The sequence below is a fragment of the Bradyrhizobium sp. MV1.5 genome (assembly GCF_055807615.1).
In genome coordinates this window covers 1-17,395 of record NZ_JBVVPL010000039.1, presented here as the reverse complement: position 1 = coordinate 17,395, position 17,395 = coordinate 1, and the positions used below count along the sequence as shown (strand labels likewise).

Below are 17,395 nucleotides of genomic sequence, written 5' to 3'. Positions count from 1 at the left end.
CAAGTCCTCGCGACAGCCCCGAACAAAAGGCCCCCTCCACGCGAGGGGGCCTTTGCGTTGTTAGCCCACGGCGTCCTTGGCGGCCTTGACCGGGCGGGCGCGGACGATCTTGCGGGCCGGCTTGGCCTTGAACATCATCTCTTCGCCCGTGAACGGGTTGGTGCCCTTGCGTGCCTTGGTCGCGGGCTTCTTGATGACCACGAACTTGGCGAAGCCCGGCACCAGGAACAGGCCGTTCTTCTTGAGCTCCTTGTGGCCGACGTCGGTCAGCGTCTCCATGACGCTCTTGACGTCACGCTTGGAAAGCTCGGTGGTGGTCGCGATCTTTTCGATCAGCTGCGATTTCGACATTTGGGTGGCCATCGTGTCTCCTCTGATTCGTTGACGGCTGCATATTAGACCAACCGGTGAAGGCCTATAGCCTTCTGCACAGTTTTGTCGGGGTTTTACGGGCTTTTTTGGCCCTCTGTGGCAAAAAACCCTGCTTTTTAGCCACTTCCGGAGCGGGAGAAGCCTCAGGCAGCGGATTTTACCTTGTTTCAAAGGCCCGCACGCAGCCTTGCTAAAGCTGATTCGATGCTTTCGACAAGCGACGACCGGCCTCTTTGTCGAAAGCCGGCCGCGATTCACCCTGAAAAATAAGGCTAGATCGTCGTGATGCGGCGATGGCGGGTACTTTCTCTCCCTTATTTCTAAGGAGCGCGACGAGCTTCGCTCGCGCTAGATACGTTCGATGATGACGGCCGGGGCCATGCCACCGGCCGCGCACATGGTGACGAGACCGCGCTTCAAGTCGCGCCGTTCGAGCTCGTCGAGCACGGTGCCGATCAGGATCGAGCCGGTGGCGCCGATGGGATGGCCGAGCGCGATCGAGCCGCCATTGACGTTGACCTTGGCGCGGTCGAGCTTGAGGTCGCGGATGTATTTTTCCGCAACCACGGCAAAGGCCTCGTTGATCTCGAACAGGTCGATGTCGTCGATGGTCAACCCCGCCTTCGCCAGCACCTTGCGCGTGGCCGGCACCGGCGCGTTCAGCATCAGCGTCGGCGAGTCCCCCATGTTCGCCATTGCGACGACGCGGGCGCGCGGCTTCAGGCCGTGCGCCCTGGCGTAAGCGGGCGACGCCAGAAGGATCGCGGCGGCGCCGTCGACGACGCCGGACGAATTGCCGGCGTGGTGCATGAAATCGATCTCGAGGTCGGGGTACTTCTGCAGGATCAGACCGCGATAGGTCGTGCCCTTGTCGTCGAGCGCATGGTCGGCGACCGCGGGGAATGCAGGCTTCAAAGCGCTCAGCCCTTCCATCGTGGTCTGCGGCCGCGGATATTCTTCATGGTCGAGCGCGAGGCTGCCGTCCTCGCGATGCACCGGCACGAGGCTCTTCTTGAAGTGGCCGTTCGCGATCGCATGCGCGGCACGCTTCTGGCTTTCGAGGCCGAGCGCGTCGACGTCCCTGCGCGTGATGCCCTCCAGCGTCGCGATCGCGTCGGCGCAGACGCCCTGATGCGACTGCGGATGCTGCGCACGCAGGCGCAGATTGCCGTTGTCCATCATCATCGGGCCGCCGCCGCGACGTCCTTCCATCGACATCATCTCGCAGCCGCCGGCGACGACGAGGTCTTCCGCGCCCGCCATGATCGAGCTTGCCGCCATGTTGACGCTGGTGATGCCGGAGCCGCAGAAGCGGTCGAGCGTCACGGCACTGGCGCGCACGTCGTAGCCGGCGTCCAGCGCCGACATGCGGCCGAGATCGCCGCCTTGCGTTGCGACCTGCGCGCTGCAGCCCCAGATGATGTCGTCGACGTCGGCGGTGTCGATGCCGGTGCGCGTCGCCAGCGCACGCAGCACGGTTGCTCCGAGCTGCTGCGGATGAATGCCGGAGAGCGCCCCCTTGCCGGCCTTGCCGACGCCCCGCGGGGTTCGGCAGGCATCGATGATGAGTGCGTCGGTCATTGGCGTGTCCTCTTGTTATGAGTGGTTGAGGACGGTTTTGAATAAGGCAGAGAGTGGAGTCAATGCGCGGCGCTGCACTCCCTCTCCCCGTTCTTACGGGGAGAGGGTTGGGGTGAGGGGCTGTCTCAACAAAGACGGTGACAGACGGACTCGCGGAGACTCCCCCTCACCCGGATTTTCCGCTGCGCGTAAAATCCGGCCTCTCCCCGCAAGCGGGGAGAGGCGAAGAGACGCCGCTACGCCCCCGCCGCGTTCTTCGCGATCACGTTGCGGTAGAAGCTTGCGCTGAGTTTCGGCGTGCGCACCTGGGTGTCGAAATTGACGTGGTAGAGCCCAAAGCGCTTGTTGAGCCCGAACACCCATTCAAAATTGTCCATCAGGCTCCAGAGGAAATAGCCGCGCACCGGCACGCCTTCGGCGGTAGCGCGCTGGAGCTGGGCGAGGTAGTTGCGCAAATACATGATGCGGTCGGTGTCGTAGATCTTGCCGTCGGGCGTCACGACGTCGTCGCCGGAGGTGCCGTTCTCGCTGATATAGATCGCATCTGTCTTCCAGATCTTCGCCGCCAGCTTCGGCACCCAGTAGATCGTCTCGGGGCCGACGCGCAGCCAGTCCGAATTCATGTGCGGGAACGATTTCGGGATCGGCAGCGGCATGAAGCCCGCGCCCTGGTCGGAGGCCACCACGTAGTTCTGTGGCGCGTAGATGTTGAGGCCGAGGAAATCGACCGGCGAAGAGATGATCTTCAGCTCCGCATCGGTGTATTTCGGCGCAGCGCGCCCGGCGAACTTCAGGAAGGCGTCGGTATACTGGCCCGTCATGATGACGTTGAGATAGCCCGCGTTCATCTCGCGCAGCGCGATCTCGGCGGCACGGACGTTCTCCGGCGTGTCGATCGCGGGCGCGCAGGCATCGATGTTCTCGGCCGGTCCCACCCTGGTGCCGCGGCGGCCATGGGCGCGCACCGCCTGCACCGCGAGCCCGTGCGCGAGCGCGCTGTTGTGCCTGATCTGATTGACCTCGGCTTGTGGCAGCGTCACGCCCGGCGCGTCGATGCCGATGCCGTAGCCGAAATGGACGAAGCGACCGCTCTCGTTCAGTGTGAAGACGTTCTTGACGCGATCGGTCAGATGCTTGGCGACATAGGCTGCGTAATCGCCGAAGATCTTGCAGGTCTCCGTCGAGCGCCAGCCGCCAAACCGGTCCTGGAGCGATTGCGGCAGGTCCCAATGATAGAGCGTCAGCCACGGCTCGATGCCGTTCTTGAGGAGTTCGTCGACCAGGCGGTTGTAGAAGTCGAGCCCCTTCGGGTTGGGCTTGCCGTCGCCGTCCGGAAACAGCCGCGGCCAGGCCACCGAGAAGCGATAGGCCTTGCAACCGAGCTCCCTGATGAGCGCGATGTCCTCCTTGTAGCGGTGATAGTGCTCGTTGGCGCGGTCGCCGGTGGTGCCGTCCTCGATCTTGCCGGGGATGCGAACGAACTTGTCCCAGATCGAGGCCCCTCGCCCGTCCTCGTTGACCGCACCCTCGACCTGATAGGACGAAGTCGCCGTGCCCCAGACGAAGCCCGCCGGAAAGCCGTCCACGTTCCGCGGCGGCGATGCGGGCTTGGCGTCCGCGACCTCGAGAGGATTGGCGATTCCGGCTGCGGACAATCCCGCCAGCGTGGCGAACTGGCGACGCGAGACCTTGTCCGACATTGATCCTGCTCCGGGGTGCTCTTGCGGCGGCACCATGGCGAATCGCGGGTCGTTTGAGAAGCGGGCGAGCCGAGGGCCGAGGATGCAGGATTGCAGAATGCGACGAAGTTGTCCGAAAGGGGCCACGGCGATCGTCGGCAGAGCTACCCCAAAGCCGAAATACCAGCCCCGCCGTGATTTGAATTCCAGCCCAATCCGGCGAGGAAGTTGTCAGTTCCCTCGATACGAGGGTCCGTAGGCTCACAGAATGCCATAAACCGCTCGGAAATTACGACCAAAGTTCGCAAATATGGCGTATGGTGCGCCATCGCCGCTCCGCTCTGGGCGATTGTCTGTCTGCACCGGTCAAGCAAGGGAACGACTGACTTATGACGCGATTTGACCGCATGGGACTGTGGTGACCTATTCCGCTTGACCAAGCGCCTGTCCTGCCAGGGATACAAAGACTGACCCCACGTCAGAGCCACTGTGAATTTCGAGGTAGATATATGTCGTATGCCTACAAGCTGAATGAAGACGTTCGCCACCAGCCGCAAGGCCCGCAAGGACGTGCCGCAACTGAGCCACCGATGATTTACACCATCGTCCAGCATATGCCCATCGAGGCCGATGGACGTCTCCGATACCGCATCAAGTGCAAGTCGGAGAAAATCGAGCGAGTCGTCACGGAAGATCAGCTTTCGTATTCGCAGTGATCTGCTTGATGACGGTGGCACTCCAGCACGGATGAATTGGCTCGGAGTTGCCATGATCAACGGCGGGACCGTTCTCGTCGCTTGGCGAACCTCAATTCTGGAATGTCTGCCTGGGTCAGGAGCAGACATGAGGTCCTTCCGCCGCACGGGCGCGCGGGCTTCCGCGATCAGCGCGAGCGCTTCGGCAACTTTGGCAGCTTGTCGGGATTGAACGGCGGCATCTGCCGGCTTCGTTCAGGTGCGGGCGTCTGCTGTTCCGTCAAAATCAGCGTACCCTGGAGGACCATTCCCGGCACCTGCACTGCCGTCGCCGTGTAGGTCGCGACCTTGCCCGGGCAGTTTCCCTCGATATCCAGCGTGAGCTCATCATCGACGCCGAACACCGTTGCGCGTCCGTCGGTGTGGCGCTTCGTCGACACGGTGGCGGTGAAGCGATCTCCGTCGATCTTGCAAGAGCCGTGATAGGTCATCAGGCTGTCGCAGCCCCAGATCTGTCCGTCTGCGACGTGGACGATCCCGGTCCCCTGATCGAGCGGTGTCTTGTACCAGGCGGCGTAGGTGCCGTCCTTCAGCATGGGAGCAGTCTCCCGGTATTCCCTCGCGCATCATCCACACGATCAGCGCTAACAAAGCGTTAATCGCGCGGCCCGTGCCAATCCGGGCTATCCCTGCGCAGCTCGGCTTCCAGGTCCTCGATGATGCTGTGAAGCAGACACGCGGCAAGTGGATCGGTCACTTCGCGCTCCAAACGCCGGTAACGCGCGATCTGAAATTCCTGCTCTCTCAACTGGTGCTCTGTCATCGGACGGGCCCTCCGACAAACCGACGCAGAGACAGCCAAGTCGTTTCGTTACAATTTTAGGATCATTCGTTATGGTTTCCGATCGGTAAAAACAACGCGACGCCGGGCTTCGCCGGCGCGCGGGATCATCGGACGTGTCAAAGGTCGATACGCCGACATGCGCCGCTGTTACGGCACATCACCGCTTCTCCGACTCTCGCCGATGCTGTGCGGCTTGTTGAGGAAGAACTCCCGGTTACCGAGAGCCGCTTCCGCGTATTGATCAATCGCAACCTGGATGGCCTCGATGTGCATGCGGCACCAGCCCTCGAGGCAGGACAGGCGCCGCGCATGATGGAGCGCCTTCAGAAATTCCGGGGGCTCCTGCATGTCGGAGAAGTAGGTCGGCCTCTCCCCCTTCATGCCCGTGCCATCTCTCGCGGCGGAACAAGGCGGTGCTTCTCACCACCAACGCGCGATGGCATCGGCCGACGGCGGGGAACGAAGAGGCTGGCGACGACGATCGGGTCGGTGTCTCCGAGCGCGGCCCGCTCCTGAACGAGGCCGCTCATCACGGTGCGCATCTTCATGACTTCGCCTGCGACGAAGCTGCAGTCCTCGTCCCTGTTGATCTGCTCATGCATGATCGCCTCGGCCTCACGCATGCTGACGCGTAACGCCCTGATGATCCTGCGGATTTCGTTGATGCGGTTGTCCATGGCTCGCTCCCTTGGCTGGACGAACAGCATAAGAACAAAACATGAACAACGAGTCAATCGGCTTGAGGTAGAACAGAGCCGGCGTGACACGCCGTTCCGTGCGGCGCCACCCCGCGCCAGCCCCGGGCTTACCGAGCCAGATCAGAACGTCACCCGCATCCCCGCATAGAAGGCGCGCGGCCTTGCCGGACTGAGCGAGCGCGGGTCGGTGAACTCGGCACCGCCATTGGTGAAGTTGGGCACGGCTTTGGTGTCGAAGAACTGTCCGTAGGTCGCGTAGCGCTTGTCGAAGATATTGTCGATCTTGCCGTAGAGCTGGACGTTCTTGGTCACCTGGTAGGACGTGTGCAGGTTGAACACGGTATAGGACGGCAGCTTCGCATATTGGTTGGACTCGTCGCCGACCAGATATTGGCTGGAGACGAACAGCGCGTTGCCGCCGACTTTCCAGACGTCGGTGACGGCATAGTCGATGCCGACCTTGACGCGATGGCGCGGGATCGCCGGGAGCTTGTTGCCGGGCAGCACCTGAATGGTCTCGGTGACAGTATCCCTGAACGGGCTTTCGGAACCGAGCGCGAAAGCATCGAGATAGCGTGCGTCGACGAACGCGTAGCTCGCCTGAAACTGAAGCGTGGGCGACTTGATGTTGACCTCGGCTTCGAGCCCCTGACGCCTGGTACGGCCGACGTTGGAGAAATAGCCGAAGCCGGTGCGGCCGACTGCGGGAACGGCGACGATGTCGTCGTAATTGGTGGCGCGGAAGCCGCCGATCTTCCAGCCGAGCGTGCCGATGTTCAGCTCCCTGCTGCCGCGCAGACCCGCCTCCACGGTCTTGGACACGACCTGCTTCAATGGCGGATCGGAGACGAGAAACGCGGCAATGAGACAGGGACGGGCAGGATCGGCGCAGCCGAGTTCGAGTGGCGTCGGAACGCGGTTGGCCTCGGAATAGCCGGCATAGGCCGTCAGCTCCGGCGTGATCTTGTAGGTGCCGCCGATCACCGGATTGAAGCGGGTGAAGGTGTGATCGCCGTTGAGATCGGTCCCGAGCTGATCCTCCAGCGTGATGCGCGCCACGTTGAAACGGCCGCCGCCGGTGACAGCGAAGGCGTCCGTGATATTGAACGTGTCCATTGCGTAGAGGCCGTTATACTGGTTGACGGTCCGCAGCGAGACAGGGCCGGCAACGGTATCCGGTACGCCGGTTGGCCCCAGGAAGAGGCCGCTGCCGCTGACGACATAGTTTTCTCCGATCGTGCCGATTTCGGCGGTGGCGTTGTAGCGCGTGACACTGGCGTCATAGGTCGTGCCCATCACGAACCGGTTGTCGTGGCCGAACAATTGATCGGTGTTGGTGGCCTGCCCCGACACGCCGAAGGTGGTCGAGCGTATCGAGCTGCGGTCGATCTCGCCGAGGATGGTCCCGGACGCGAAAGGATTGGCAAGCGGCAGGCCGTTCACGCCGTTGGCCGGTGTGGCGCCGTCGCCGAAGCAAAGAAGGCCAGTGAGCCCCGGATCGGTGCATTCCTGCGCGTCGGTCGGATTGCCGTCGACGAGCTTCTGCTCGTACCGGCGCACATGGGCGGTGCCTTCGAGCGTCCAGGTCGGCGTCGCATCGACCTTGCCCGTCAGGTTGAGATAGCCGACGCGGTTGGAAGTGGTCTGCGGGGTCGTGTAGGTCGCGCCCCAATATTTGTCGAGCAGCTCGGCGGGAACGGCGGCGCTGGCGCCGAAATCATTCTTGGCGACGCCCATGTTGGCGTGGAATTCGCTGTCGCCGGCCTTGTAGCCGACATCGCCGTAGAAGCGGCGCACGTCCGATTGGGAGAAATTGCGGAAGCCGCTGTCGTGCAAGCCTTCGAGCGCGGCATAGACGCCGAAGTTCTTGTCGACCGTCTTGCCCCATTGCGCCGAGCCCTGGATGCGGCCGAACGAGCCGCCCATGAGATCAAGCTCCGCGCCCTGATAGGTGAAACCGTCCTTCATTTGCAAATTGATCGCGCCGCCCAGCGCGTTGAGGCCGAAGGCGGGGTTGTTGGTCACGAGCGTCACCGACCGGATCGCCGCGGTCGGGATCAGATCCCAGTTGACGGCGTCGGAGAAGGCTTCGTTGATGCGGACGCCATTCTGATACACCGCGAGGCCTTGCGGCGTGCCCGTCACGGGCGAGGCAACGAAGCCGCGGAATTCGATGTCCGGCTGAAACGGATTGCCGGTGACCTCGCTGATGTTGACGCCGGCGATGTTGTCGCGAAGCGCGTCGGTGATGTTCATCGAGCCGGTGCGCTTGATCTGGCTGGCGTCGACGGCGTTGATCGCCGACGGGACCTTGTCGACGTCAAGACCTCTGCCGGTACCCGGCGCGGTCGGGTAGACGTAGAGGCGCGTCCTGGGGCTCGCGGATGACGGCGCTCCGATGTGCGCGACCGGACGCGATGACGCAGTGCGCCGCGCCGTTGACGGCGGCGGCGCCGTCACCTCGACCGGCGGCAGGTTCTCGACGTTGGTTTCCTCGTCCGGCGCGGCCCACGCGGGGATCGCAAAGACGGAGAGCAGCCCGGTCGAAACCGAGGCCATCAACAAACGACGCTTGAACCCAAGAGCCTTGAACCGAACGCGATCGCCCATCCCAGCCTTCCCATCCGTCACCACCGGCTGTTTTGATTTTCGCCGGTTGGTCGAAACGAGTGTAATCGGCAGCGATGACTGCGCCAGCCACAAAAGGTCGGGCCGTATCCGCACCAATCTTCCCGACCAAATCGGGAATTTTTCCCGACGCGATCAGGCCGCCGCCGTCGGAACCAGCGCCTCGACGGTCAGACCGCCGTCACCGGAGACGACGTTGAGCGTGCCGCCCAGCGCGAGAATCCGCTCGCGCATGCCGACGAGCCCGAAGCCGAGCTTCTGGCCCGGCTCCATGCCGCGGCCGTTGTCGCTGACCCGCACCCTGGCACAGCTGCGGCCGTCGCTTGCCGCCTGCGCCACCGGCTCGATGACGACATTGACCGAGGTCGCCCCGGCGTGGCGGAACACGTTGGTGAGCGCCTCCTGCACGATGCGGTAGATGGTGAGGTCGGCGGTCTCCCCCGTGACGCCAAGCGCCGGCGAGATCACGGTCTCGATGGCGACATCGGGATGCGATTCCCGCCACAGCCGCGACAGCGATTCCAGTGCCTGGCGCAGGCCGAGCTCGGCCAGGCCGACGGGCCGGAGGCGCTCCAGCACGCGGCGATTGAACTGCTGAAGCGCATTGATCTGCTCCAGCATGGCACTGCCGTGTTTTCGCACGGCCTCCGCACTCGGGGCGCGTCCGTCCGCCTGCTTCGCCAGCGCGCTGGCATGCGCGCGCAGCGAGAACAGATATGGCCCGAACTCGTCATGGAGCTCGCGCGCGATCTCCTTGCGCTCGACGTCCTGGAGCGACACCGTGCGCTCGGCGAGGCGCCGCTTGTCCTCGATGGCGTCACTGAGCGCTGCCGCAAGATGGTTGAGCTTGGTGCAGATCGCGGCGAGTTCCGGCGCGCCGCCCGGCGCGACGCGCGCCTGATAGCGACCGTCTTCGAGCTCGGCCATCACATCCGCCAGGGACTGGAGCGGCGCCAGTGCCCGGCCGACCACATTCATCATCACCAGGAACAGCGCCAGCGCGATCGCCGAGCCGACCTCGAGCTGGGTCACGATGGCGTCCCAGATCTCGGCAATCTCGTCATCGGGATGGGAGGTGATCAGCAGCGAACCCGGCTTGCCATGGATCGAGACGGGTACGCTCACTGCGGTCTGCTCGGGATGAACCAGGCTGACGAACCAGGCCGGCGGCGCGCGGGTGTCGTCATCGGCGTCGGTCCGGGGCTGCGTCAGCGGACTGCCGGATTCGTCCCGAAGCGCGATGCTGACATGGCGCAGGCGGCTGAGGTCGCGCGCGATCTGGTTCAGCCTCGCATCCGGATCGGGCGCCTCGTTGAGATCAGCAACGATCATTTCGATGAATTCGCGCGCGAGCCGGATCACGCTCTGGTCCTCGGCCCGCACGCGCGGTCCGGCTTCCGCGACCTGGCGGCCGATATTGACGGCGAGTCCCAGCGCCAGCAGCAGCGCCAGCAGCAGGTTGATGCGCCCGCGCAAGGATAGATTTTGCCACATTGGTCTCGCCCGTGCCCCGCGAAGGATTGGCCTGCGCCTGTCCGATGACGTTGACAGAGGCGAAGCGCCCGATATCTAATCGAAAGCGTACAGCAATCCCGGCCGGGCGCGAAACAGGCCAAGACGCTGTCGCGAGGAACGCCCATGCGCATTTTGATCGTCGACGATCATCCCATCGTCGCCTCCGGCTGCCGTGCCGTGCTGGCCGACGAGGGCGAGATCGAGATTTTGGAGGCCGCCGACGCCGAAGACGGCGAGTGCGTCTTCATCGTCGAGCGCCCCGACCTCTCGATCATCGACATCAACCTGCCGACCGTGTCCGGCTTCGAGCTCGCGCGCCGCATCCTCGAGCGCGCGCCCGAGGCCCGGATCATCATGTTCAGCATGAACGACGACCCTGCTTTCGCCGCCCGTGCGATCGAGTGCGGCGCCAAGGGCTATGTCTCCAAGACCGGCGACCCCGATGATCTCGTCGAGGCAATCCGCACCGTCGGCAGCGGCGGCACCTATCTGCCGAGCGCAATCGCGCGCAGCATCGCCTTTGCCGGACCCGCTCTGGCGGAAAGCCCGCTGTCGAAGCTGAACGCGCGCGAGATGGAGATTTTGCGGCTGCTCAGCGCCGGAAAGAGCCTATCCGAGATCGCCTGGCTGGTGCAGTCGTCTTACAAGACTGTCGCCAACACCTCGTCCATCATGCGCCAGAAGCTCGGGGTGAAAACCTCTGTCGAGCTGGTGCGGCTGGCGATCGACAGTGGCGTGGCCTGACGGCGCCACGAATTCGGTCACACAAGCGTTGCAATCCTGATGTGGTGTGATGCCACGGAGCATAACGGCATGACGATCCAGACTGTCTCGACCAACACATCCTATGGCGGCGTGCAGGGCGTGTATCGCCATGCCAGCCAGGCGACCGGAACCGACATGACGTTCTCGGTCTATGTTCCTCCGCATGCGCAGAGCGCCAAACTGCCCGTGGTCTGGTATCTCTCCGGCCTCACCTGCACGCACGCCAACGTCACCGAGAAGGGCGAATTCCGCAAAGCCTGCGCCGAGCTCGGCCTGATCTTCGTCGCGCCCGACACCTCACCGCGCGGCCCCGACGTGCCGGGCGATGCCAACAATGCCTATGATTTCGGTCTTGGGGCCGGCTTCTATGTCGACGCGACGGAAGCGCCGTTTTCACGCAATTATCGCATGTGGAGCTACGTCACCGACGAACTGCCGAAACTCGTGGCAGAGAATTTTCCAGTCGATGCGAAGCGCCAATCGGTGATGGGCCATTCGATGGGCGGCCACGGCGCGCTGACGGTGGCGCTGCGCAACCCGCACCGTTTTCGCGCGGCCAGCGCCTTTGCGCCGATCGTGGCGCCGTCGCTCGTGCCCTGGGGCATCAAGGCGCTGACCGGCTATCTCGGACCGAACAAGGACGTTTGGCGCAGCCACGACACGGTGGCGCTGATCGAGGACGGCGCGAAGTTTTCAGGCTTCCTCGTCGACGTCGGCGAGGCCGATAATTTCCTGAAGGAGCAGCTTCGTCCTGAATTGCTGCAGGCGGCCTGTGCCAAGGCCAACATCCCGCTGACGCTGCGACTGCAGGCGGGATACGACCACAGCTATTATTTCATCTCCACCTTCATGGGCGATCACCTGCACTGGCACGCGGAGAGATTGAAGGGGTAAATCCCCCTCACGGCTTGCCGTAGTTCGGTGCCAGCAAGCGGTTGCGGATCAGATAGCTCATCGTGCGTGTCCAGGATTCATCCGTGTTGCCGCGCATGTCGGCGCTCGCGGCCGTGATCATGTTGCCGGTCTTCACGTCGCGCAGGTAGATGTTGAGGTTGATGATCAGGTTCGAGACCTTCTGCACCATGCCGGTGATTTCCAAATCGGCACCCAGCTGCCCGGCGAGCTTGAGGTCGCAGCCGCCGCAAGCCTGCAGATTGCTGTGACGGGCCGCATCCCGGATCGGCGCGATATCGAGCAGCTGGAACCTGCCTGACTCAACGAGTGCCTTGCGCAACTGCTCGCTGATGAGTTCGAGCCGCGCCTCCTCGGGCTTGGATCCATAGAACTCGCCGGGCAGGCTGGTGTCGATCAGTTCAAAGTCGAATACCGCGAGTTTCGGCGGATCGGCGAGCGCGGCCGAGCCCGTCAACAACAAAGCTGCGAAACATATCAGCGCTCGCATGATCGTGATTCCCGGCGTGGCAGCGTGAGGACGAAATGCGGGGTTGCATGCCCTGACAAATCGGTCATGCTTTAGCAGAGACAATTCTCCATCGGCGGTCAAGCCGGGGAGAGCATCTGGAGGAAACATGATCCGATGGTTGATCGGCCTGATCGGCCTGGGTCTTGCAGCGACGAGCGCGCTCGCGGCCGACCCCGTCATGATCGGCGTCGGCTATCTCGGAATCGCCGGCACCAGATCGACGCTGTCGCTGGTCGAGCAGCCCGCGGAGAATGACGGCGTCGCCGGCGCACGCCTGGCCATCGAGGACAACAACACCACCGGCAAATTCCTCAACCAGCGATTTACGCTTGAGGAGCGCCGGATCAAAGAGGGCGAGGATGCCGTGCAGGCCGCGACCGACCTCGCCGCACGCAACGGCTTCATCATCGCCGACCTGCCGGCCGACGCGCTGCTGAAGGTGGCCGACGCCCTGCGCGAGCGCGGCACGTTGCTGTTCAACGCCGGCGCGATCGACGAGCGGCTGCGCGAGGCCGATTGCCGTGCCAACATCATCCACACCGCGCCGACGCGCGCAATGCTGGCCGATGCGCTCGGCCAATATCTGGTGTGGAAGCAGTGGAAGCGCTGGCTGCTCGTGGTCGGCTCGCACGACGAGGACAAACTGTTCGCCGATGCGCTCCGGCGCACCGCGACCCGGTTCGGCGCCAAGATCGTGCAGGAGCGCAGCTTCGAGGACAAAGGCGGCGCGCGCCGCACGGACTCGGGCGTGACGCTGATCCAGCGCCAGATGCCGGTATTCACGCAACAGGCACCGGCCTACGACGTGCTGGTCGCCGCCGACGAAAGCGAGGTGTTCGGCGCCTACCTGCCCTATCGCACCTGGGATCCGCGGCCTGTCGCGGGCTCTGCCGGCCTGGTGCCGCGGAGCTGGGACGCCGCGCAGGACCAGTGGGGCGCGATCCAGATGCAGAACCGCTTCGTCAAGCTGAACGCGCGGCGGATGACCGCGCTCGACATGCAGGCGTGGACGGCCGTGCGCATGATTGGAGAGGCCACCTCGCGCACCAATTCCGGCGACATCAAGAAGGTCACCGATTTCATCAAGGGCCCGGATTTCTCGGTCGCCGCCTTCAAAGGCACGAAGCTGACCTTGCGCGACTGGAACCTGCAGCTGCGCCAGCCGATCCTGCTGGTTGACGGCCGCATGGTGGTGTCGGTGTCGCCGCAGGAAGGTTTCCTGCATCAGGTCTCCGAGCTCGACACGCTCGGCTATGACCGCCCGGAGAGCAAATGCAAGCTGAAGTGAGGACATTAAAGTGAGGACTTGGACGTTGCGCGCGTGGCGCGTTGGGTTGCTGTCCGGACTGGCGCTGGCGGCGGCGCCGGCACATGCGTTCATCGCTTATGTCTCGAACGAGAAGAGCAATACGGTGTCGGTGATCGACACCGAGAGCTGGACGGTGACCAAAACCATCAAGGTCGGCCAGCGCCCGCGCGGCATCGACTTCACGCGCGACGGCAAGTTCGTGATGGTCGCGGTCGGCGACGACGACACCATCCAGATGATCGACGCCAAGACGCAAACCGTGGTGGACAGCCTGCCCTCCGGGCCGGACCCTGAATTGTTCGCCCAGGACGCCGCCGGCAAGGTCCTCTATGTCGCCAACGAGAACGACAACACGGTGACCGTGATCGACCTCGAGAAGCGCGCCCGCCTTGGCGACATCCAGGTCGGCGTCGAGCCCGAGGGCATGACCATCAGCCCGGACGGCAAGACGCTGATCAACACGTCCGAGACCACCAATATGGCGCATTTCATCGACACGTCGTCGCGCCAGATCGTCGCCAACGTGCTGGTCGACGCGCGGCCACGCTTTGCCGAATTCAAGCACGACGCTTCCGAATTGTGGGTGTCCTCGGAGATCGGCGGCACCGTGTCGATTATCGACCCCCGCAAACACGAGGTGACCGGCAAGATCAATTTCGAGATTCCGGGGTTGAGGAAAGAGGCGATCCAGCCCGTCGGCATCGGCATGACCAAGGACGACAAGACCGCCTTCATCGCGCTCGGGCCCGCCAACCGCATCGCCGTGGTCGATACCGGCTCGCGCAAGGTGACGAAATATCTGCTGGTGGGACAACGGGTCTGGCACATGGCCTTCACGCCGGACGAAAAATTTCTGCTCACCACCAACGGCGTCTCGAACGACGTCTCGGTCATCGACGTCGCCGCGCAAAAAGTGATCAAGACCATTCAGGTGGGCGAACTGCCCTGGGGTATCACGATCGCGCCATGACCAGCCCTGCTCCCATCGCCGAACAACGCGAAACACCAAGGCCCGATCCGGCGGCTGTGCCCGCGCTGTCGATCGACGGCGTCAGCCACGCTTATGGCCCGCGCCGCGCGCTGGTGGACGTGTCCTTCAACGTACAGCCCGCGAGCTTCACGGCCCTGCTCGGCCTCAACGGCGCAGGCAAGAGCACGCTGTTCTCGCTGATCACGCGGCTGTTCGGCATCCAGTCCGGCCGCGTCAGCATTTTCGGCCATGACATCAGCAAAAGCCCCGGCGAAGCGCTGCGGTTGCTCGGCGTCGTGTTCCAGCCGCGCACGCTCGATCTCGATCTGTCGCTGACGCAGAACCTGCTCTATCACGCCGCACTCCACGGCATCAGCCGTCGCGAGGCCGCTGCACGAGCTGCCGAGCTGCTCGGCCGCATCGGGCTTACCGAGCGCGCCGGCGGCAAAGTGCGCGATCTCTCGGGCGGGCAGATGCGACGGCTGGAGATCGCACGCGCCCTGCTGCACCGGCCGCGCCTGCTGTTGCTGGACGAGCCGACCGTCGGCCTCGACGTCAAGGCGCGCGCCGACATCATCGGCCATGTGCGCCAGCTCGTGAGCGAGCAAGGCATCGGCGTGCTCTGGGCCACGCATCTGTTCGACGAGATCATGACCGGTGACGATCTCGTGGTGCTGCACCAGGGCAAGGTGCTGGCGCAGGGACCGATGAGCCGCGTCGTCGCGGAAGCCGGCGCGCAGGACGTCAACACCGCCTTCATGCGCCTGACCGGCGCGCAGACCCTGCCGGGCGGCGGCGCATGAGCAGCATCACCACGCGCGAGGCGCCACGCGGCTTCTCCGCCGCCGAATACATGACCTGCCTCACGGGCATCGTCTGGCGCGAGGGACTGCGCTTCCTGCACCAGCGCGAGCGTTTCGTCTCGGCGCTGGTGCGGCCGCTGGTGTGGCTGTTCATCTTCGCCGCCGGCTTCCGCCAGGTGCTCGGCATCTCCATCATCCCGCCCTACGAGACCTACATCCTCTACGAGGTCTTCATCGCGCCCGGGCTGATGGCCATGATCCAGCTCTTCAACGGCATGCAGTCCTCGCTCTCGATGGTCTACGACCGCGAGATGGGGAACATGCGCACGCTGCTGGTAAGCCCATTGCCGCGCGGCTACCTGTTGTTCTGCAAGCTGCTCGCGGGCACCGCGGTGTCGCTGCTCCAGGTCTACGCGTTCCTTCTGATCGCCTGGTTCTGGGACATCACCCCTCCTCTATCAGGCTATCTCACCGTGCTGCCGGCACTGATCCTGTCCGGACTGATGCTGGGCTCGCTGGGCATGCTGATCTCCTCCGGCATCAAGCAGCTGGAGAACTTTGCCGGCGTGATGAATTTTGTCATTTTCCCGATGTTCTTCGCTTCATCGGCGCTCTACCCGCTCTGGCGGGTGCAGGAGGGCAGCCCATATCTCTACTATGTCTGTGAGGCCAATCCGTTCACCCATGCGGTCGAGCTGATCCGCTTCGCGCTGTACGGACAGATCAACTGGATCTCGCTGGCGGTGGTCGCGACCTGCACAATCGCCTTCATGATCGGCGCGATCTATGCCTATGATCCCTCGCGCGGGCTGGCGCGACGAGGCCCTGCGGGAGGCGAAGGATGACGGTTCGGGTTCTGGCCATGGCCGCTCTGATGCTTGCAGCCGCGAGCACGGCGGCACGCGCGGCCGATCCGCGTTATCCGGATTGGCCCTGCACGCAGGCAAAAGTGCCGGAAATTTCGCTCGCCGCCGTCTGGGCTGGTCCTTCGCTCGACGACGTGCAGAACAAGTGGAAGGACGACGCCAAAGTCAGCGCGCTGGTCGCCAAACTGTCGGCACGCAAGACGCCGCTGGACGAGGCCGAGAAGTTGGTGAGGGAGTTTTTGGCGGGCTCCGCGGCCGACAAGACCGCGAATGCGAAACTGCTGTTCGCAGGCCTGTTCGACACGCTCAACGCTCAGCGCTCGCAGGTCATGAGCGGGCTGGAGCGCGTCAGCCGCAAGCAGCGCGAAGCCGCCGACAAGATCCGCGAGGAGAGTGTCCAGCTCCAGGCGCTCCAGGGCGCCACGCCGCGCGACGAGGCCAAACTCGAGGCGCTCAGCAACGAGCTGATCTGGAAGACCCGCATTTTCGAGGACCGCCACAAGGTGGTGCGGTTCGTTTGCGAGGTTCCCACGACCATCGACCAGCGGCTGTTTGCGCTCGGACGCGTGATCCAGCAGGAAATGGAATAGAGTCAGCCTCATTGACCGCCTGCAGCCGGTTCCCGCGCCTCCATTGCGGTCATTAACCTGTCGCCGCGCTGTATGCCGGAACCAAATCGGTCTAGGATGTCTTGTCGATGGGTAATCCAAGGCATCGGGAGGCCTCGATGGGAACCACGAAATTCATCCTCGCAGGCGCTGCGGCCATCAGCATGCTCGCAAGCAGCGCATTCGCTGACGATCTGACCGGAATGGTCACCCGGATCGATCGGCTCAACAGTACGATCTCGATCCAGCAGACGCAGAAGGGCACGGTCGGTGGCAGCGCAGGCGGCGCCGGCGCGCTCCAGCAGTACAAGGCCAAGGATGCCGCGATGCTCGACGCCGTCCATGCTGGCGACCGGGTGAGCTACTCTGCGACCGACAATAACGGCACGGGCACGCTGACGAAGTTGCAGAAGCAGTAGTGTTGCCTTCACCTCTCCCCGCTTGCGGGGAGAGGTCGGAATTCGCGCGCAGCGCGGATTCCGGGTGAGGGGGTACAGTGTCCCTCGATGGGTTCAATCTGAGGAGAAAGGGCCCTCACCCCAACCCTCTCCCCGTAAGAACGCTAGGGCATGCACATATCTGGTGCGGCGGATTGACTCAGATCGGCATCTGGGGATTCCAGAATCGTGAAACCGTGTG

General features: G+C 63.8%; 19 protein-coding genes. 9 read left to right on the top strand and 10 right to left on the bottom strand.

All coding sequences use genetic code 11. The annotated features are described in order from the left end of the window. Positions 1–60: 60 nt before the first annotated feature. The 3 genes from AC0L2J_RS27905 to AC0L2J_RS27895 form a co-directional block, all read right to left on the bottom strand. The gene (locus AC0L2J_RS27905; RefSeq protein ID WP_007601427.1) at positions 61–363 is read right to left on the bottom strand and encodes an HU family DNA-binding protein; all 303 of its coding nucleotides are present in this window, start codon (positions 361–363) and stop codon (positions 61–63) included. Positions 364–720: 357 nt separating this feature from the next. After that, on the bottom strand, positions 721–1,953 hold the full coding sequence (locus AC0L2J_RS27900; RefSeq protein ID WP_473395142.1) for an acetyl-CoA C-acetyltransferase: 1,233 nt from the start codon (positions 1,951–1,953) through the stop codon (positions 721–723). A 236-nt stretch (positions 1,954–2,189) separates the two neighbouring features. Then, positions 2,190–3,653, bottom strand: a complete 1,464-nt coding sequence (locus tag AC0L2J_RS27895; protein ID WP_473395141.1) for a GH1 family beta-glucosidase — start codon at positions 3,651–3,653, stop codon at positions 2,190–2,192. A 488-nt stretch (positions 3,654–4,141) separates the two neighbouring features. Here AC0L2J_RS27895 and AC0L2J_RS27890 point away from each other — a divergent pair, with 488 nt between their 5' ends. After that, positions 4,142–4,348 carry a hypothetical protein gene (locus tag AC0L2J_RS27890; protein WP_007601421.1) on the top strand — a complete coding sequence of 69 codons (207 nt, stop codon included), beginning with the start codon at positions 4,142–4,144 and terminating at the stop codon, positions 4,346–4,348. Positions 4,349–4,515: 167 nt separating this feature from the next. On the opposite strand, the gene AC0L2J_RS27885 is transcribed toward AC0L2J_RS27890, so the two are convergent. The 6 genes from AC0L2J_RS27885 to AC0L2J_RS27860 form a co-directional block, all read right to left on the bottom strand. After that, a complete protein-coding gene (locus tag AC0L2J_RS27885) occupies positions 4,516–4,923 on the bottom strand; it encodes a hypothetical protein (protein WP_473395140.1) in 408 nt (135 codons plus the stop codon). A gap of 59 nt (positions 4,924–4,982) precedes the next feature. Next, entirely contained in the window at positions 4,983–5,150 is a 168-nt protein-coding gene (locus AC0L2J_RS27880; RefSeq protein ID WP_007612915.1) for a hypothetical protein, read from the bottom strand. 168 nt (positions 5,151–5,318) lie between these two features. Continuing rightward, entirely contained in the window at positions 5,319–5,552 is a 234-nt protein-coding gene (locus tag AC0L2J_RS27875; protein ID WP_063995436.1) for a hypothetical protein, read from the bottom strand. Further along, complete coding sequence (locus AC0L2J_RS27870) at positions 5,549–5,848, bottom strand: hypothetical protein (protein WP_473250872.1); 300 nt, start codon at positions 5,846–5,848, stop codon at positions 5,549–5,551. The genes AC0L2J_RS27875 and AC0L2J_RS27870 overlap by 4 nt, the downstream gene beginning before the upstream one ends. Before the next feature lie 141 nt (positions 5,849–5,989). Continuing rightward, positions 5,990–8,479, bottom strand: a complete 2,490-nt coding sequence (locus AC0L2J_RS27865) for a TonB-dependent receptor (RefSeq protein ID WP_473395139.1) — start codon at positions 8,477–8,479, stop codon at positions 5,990–5,992. Positions 8,480–8,632: 153 nt separating this feature from the next. Next, a complete protein-coding gene (locus AC0L2J_RS27860; RefSeq protein ID WP_473395138.1) occupies positions 8,633–9,991 on the bottom strand; it encodes a histidine kinase in 1,359 nt (452 codons plus the stop codon). Positions 9,992–10,135: 144 nt separating this feature from the next. Between AC0L2J_RS27860 and AC0L2J_RS27855 the strand changes: the two genes are divergently transcribed. Together AC0L2J_RS27855 and fghA are read left to right on the top strand one after the other, a co-directional pair. Continuing rightward, positions 10,136–10,756 carry a response regulator gene (locus AC0L2J_RS27855; protein WP_473395137.1) on the top strand — a complete coding sequence of 207 codons (621 nt, stop codon included), beginning with the start codon at positions 10,136–10,138 and terminating at the stop codon, positions 10,754–10,756. Positions 10,757–10,825: 69 nt separating this feature from the next. Continuing rightward, a complete protein-coding gene (fghA, locus tag AC0L2J_RS27850) occupies positions 10,826–11,671 on the top strand; it encodes an S-formylglutathione hydrolase (RefSeq protein WP_473250877.1) in 846 nt (281 codons plus the stop codon). A gap of 7 nt (positions 11,672–11,678) precedes the next feature. Here the strand turns inward: fghA and AC0L2J_RS27845 are convergent, their stop codons facing one another. After that, positions 11,679–12,179: a DUF3280 domain-containing protein gene (locus AC0L2J_RS27845; RefSeq protein WP_473395136.1), complete on the bottom strand. Its 501-nt coding sequence runs from the start codon at positions 12,177–12,179 to the stop codon at positions 11,679–11,681. A 127-nt stretch (positions 12,180–12,306) separates the two neighbouring features. Here AC0L2J_RS27845 and AC0L2J_RS27840 point away from each other — a divergent pair, with 127 nt between their 5' ends. From AC0L2J_RS27840 to AC0L2J_RS27815, 6 genes are all read left to right on the top strand, one after another. Then, on the top strand, positions 12,307–13,488 hold the full coding sequence (locus AC0L2J_RS27840; protein ID WP_473395135.1) for an ABC transporter substrate-binding protein: 1,182 nt from the start codon (positions 12,307–12,309) through the stop codon (positions 13,486–13,488). A 10-nt stretch (positions 13,489–13,498) separates the two neighbouring features. Then, the gene (locus AC0L2J_RS27835; RefSeq protein WP_473395133.1) at positions 13,499–14,479 is read left to right on the top strand and encodes a YVTN family beta-propeller repeat protein; all 981 of its coding nucleotides are present in this window, start codon (positions 13,499–13,501) and stop codon (positions 14,477–14,479) included. Further along, positions 14,476–15,282 carry an ABC transporter ATP-binding protein gene (locus AC0L2J_RS27830; RefSeq protein WP_473395132.1) on the top strand — a complete coding sequence of 269 codons (807 nt, stop codon included), beginning with the start codon at positions 14,476–14,478 and terminating at the stop codon, positions 15,280–15,282. Before AC0L2J_RS27835 ends, AC0L2J_RS27830 begins: the two co-directional genes overlap by 4 nt. Beyond that, positions 15,279–16,127 carry an ABC transporter permease gene (locus AC0L2J_RS27825; protein WP_473250882.1) on the top strand — a complete coding sequence of 283 codons (849 nt, stop codon included), beginning with the start codon at positions 15,279–15,281 and terminating at the stop codon, positions 16,125–16,127. The genes AC0L2J_RS27830 and AC0L2J_RS27825 overlap by 4 nt, the downstream gene beginning before the upstream one ends. Continuing rightward, the gene (locus AC0L2J_RS27820) at positions 16,124–16,738 is read left to right on the top strand and encodes a hypothetical protein (protein ID WP_473395130.1); all 615 of its coding nucleotides are present in this window, start codon (positions 16,124–16,126) and stop codon (positions 16,736–16,738) included. The genes AC0L2J_RS27825 and AC0L2J_RS27820 overlap by 4 nt, the downstream gene beginning before the upstream one ends. A gap of 137 nt (positions 16,739–16,875) precedes the next feature. Then, a complete protein-coding gene (locus tag AC0L2J_RS27815; RefSeq protein WP_063995428.1) occupies positions 16,876–17,175 on the top strand; it encodes a copper-binding protein in 300 nt (99 codons plus the stop codon). Positions 17,176–17,395 lie beyond the last annotated feature (220 nt).